This window comes from Pseudomonas sp. HMSC057H01, from assembly GCF_001836405.1.
GTDB classification, from domain to species: Bacteria; Pseudomonadota; Gammaproteobacteria; order Pseudomonadales; family Pseudomonadaceae; genus Pseudomonas; species Pseudomonas aeruginosa.
This window is the reverse complement of the sequence record NZ_KV828391.1, coordinates 178,817-181,007: the sequence shown is the minus strand read 5'-3', so window position 1 is coordinate 181,007 and position 2,191 is coordinate 178,817. Positions and strand designations below refer to the sequence as shown.

1 protein-coding gene and 3 pseudogenes are annotated in these 2,191 nt (G+C 57.7%); 2 read left to right on the top strand and 2 right to left on the bottom strand.

Annotated features, from left to right (window positions below):
- Positions 1–116: 116 nt before the first annotated feature.
- A pseudogene (locus HMPREF2581_RS33475) lies at positions 117–269 on the bottom strand (protein-disulfide isomerase); the annotation flags it as partial.
- Between the two features lie 64 nt (positions 270–333).
- Between HMPREF2581_RS33475 and HMPREF2581_RS04720 the strand changes: the two are divergent.
- Positions 334–783, top strand: coding sequence for a GNAT family N-acetyltransferase (locus tag HMPREF2581_RS04720; RefSeq protein ID WP_003108471.1), 450 nt, complete (start codon positions 334–336; stop codon positions 781–783).
- Between the two features lie 2 nt (positions 784–785).
- Here HMPREF2581_RS04720 and HMPREF2581_RS04715 read toward each other — a convergent pair.
- Positions 786–1,793, bottom strand: a pseudogene (locus HMPREF2581_RS04715) (IS66 family transposase); the annotation flags it as partial.
- Between the two features lie 199 nt (positions 1,794–1,992).
- Between HMPREF2581_RS04715 and HMPREF2581_RS04710 the strand changes: the two are divergent.
- A pseudogene (locus tag HMPREF2581_RS04710) lies at positions 1,993–2,191 on the top strand (IS3 family transposase); the annotation flags it as partial.

Genomic DNA, 2,191 nt, shown 5'->3' with positions numbered 1-2,191 from the left:
GTGGATGGGGAGGAGGTCGAGGTTCTGCCAGGTGAAGTGCAGGGCATCCTGGAGGCCCAAAAGAGGGATGTTGGAATCCTCGCCGACTTCTTAGCCAAGAGTCTCGTGGCGCGACGCTAGAGATCCTTGGCTAGCCAGTCTATCGCCGACAGCAACGTGGTCTCGTCGGCCATGCCTTCAAGCTTCACGCTTCGTCCTGTCTGGTTGTCCCGGATGACGAGGGTCGGGGTCGCTGTAATGCCCTTCGACTGTGCGGTGTCGATGTTCGTAAGCGTCCGGGGAAGGCACATTGCGATGCGCTAAGCTGTAATCCTTTAGGATTGAGGTCTCAGCATGGAATGCCACGTTCGTCCCGCCACGAGCAGAGATGCAGCAGCGATAAGCTGCGTAGTTATAGCCGCCCTGCGTGAGTCAAATTCACAGGACTATCCGCCTGATGTGATCGCTCAGGTTGAGCAGAGCTTTTCTCCTGAAGCCATCACCACACAGCTTACGAAGCGTAGGGTCTTCGTAGCCTTATTGGGCGAAAACATTATTGGCACTGCCGGTCTCGACGGTGACGTCGTCAGAAGTGTTTTCGTTGACCCAGCTCACCAGAAAGGCGGTATCGGGCGGCATTTGATGGATGTCATTCATACAACTGCTGCCAGCGCGGGAGTTGGAGCTGTACGTGTGCCATCGTCGATTACAGCTGAAAGGTTTTATACCGCATTGGGTTATCAGAAAATCCGCGACGAGTTTCATGGGGCGGAGCGCACCATCGTTATGGAGAAGCGGCTGTAGGATTATTCCAGACTATTTACCCACTTATGCGGCAACAAATCAGTGATCTCACTGGCCCGCTGCGTGGGCAGCCGCGTCAGCACATCTTTGAGATAGGCATACGGATCATGCCCATTCATACGCGCCGACTAGATCAGGCTCATGATTGCAGCCGCCCGTTTACCACTGCGCAGCGACCCGGCAAACAGCCAGTTCGAACGCCCGAGCGCCCATGGCCGTATTTGGTTCTCGACCTGATTGTTATCGATGGGCACAGCCCCATCGTCCAGGTAGCGCGTCAGCGCTACCCAGCGTTTCAGGCTGTAATCGAGGGCTTTGGCCGTGGCTGATCCATTGGGCACCAGGTCTCGCTGAGCCAACATCCAGTCATGCAGTTTTTTGAGGATCGGCACCGCCAATTCTTGTCGTATTCGCCAGCGCTCTTCATCACTCATGTCCCGCGCCTGACGTTCGACCTCGTACAAGCCGCTGATCGAGTGCAGGGCCTGTTCAGCCAGCTGACTTTTGTTCGCCACGTGCAAATCAAAGAACTTGCGCCGGGCGTGGGCCATGCAGCCGATTTCAGTGATGCCTTGTTCGAAACCGGCTTTGTAGCCAGCGAAGTCGTCGCAGACCAGCTTGCCGTTCCAGTCACCCAGGAAGTTGCGCGCATGTTCGCCAGCACGGCTTGGGCTGAAGTCGTAAACCACCGCTTTGAGCCCTGAAAACGGCGTCGTGCTGTACGCCCAGACATAGGCCCGGTGGGTTTTCTTCTCGCCTGGCGCAAGCATTTGCACCGGTGTTTCATCAGCGTGGATCACGCCCTGGTTCAGCACGGCTTCACGCAGTGCATCGACCAGTGGCTGAAGCCGCACGCCGGTTTGTCCGACCCACTGCGCCAGGGTCGAGCGAGCAATTGCCAGCCCGGCGCGGCCAAAGATTTTCTCCTGCCGGTACAGCGGCAAGTGATCGGCAAACTTGGCCACCATCACGTGGGCCAACAAACCTGCGGTCGGGATACCTTTGTCGATTGACCTGCCCCCCGATTTCAGTACCACGCTGAACTTAGTAGAATCCGTTTTCCAAGCAGGAGACGGCAGTGCAGAAGCGTTCTTCTCGACTTCCTCAAGCGGGTCGAGGCTAGTGTACCGACCGAGCTGCACGCCCAACTGGTGGAACTGGCCCAGGAGTATCGACGCTGTAGCTAACGCCGCCTGCACATCCTGCTGTGGCGTGCAGGTCAACCACAAGCGGATTTACCGGCTGTACCGAGCCGCCGGCTTGATGGTGAGGCGGCGGAGGGTCGCGGTGGCGCGCGAATGCCTGAGCCTGTCGAGCGCACCGAACCAGGTCTTGTCGATGGATTTCGTCTTCGACGCGCTCAGCACTGGGCGACGGATCAAATGCCTGACGGTGGTCGATGACTTCA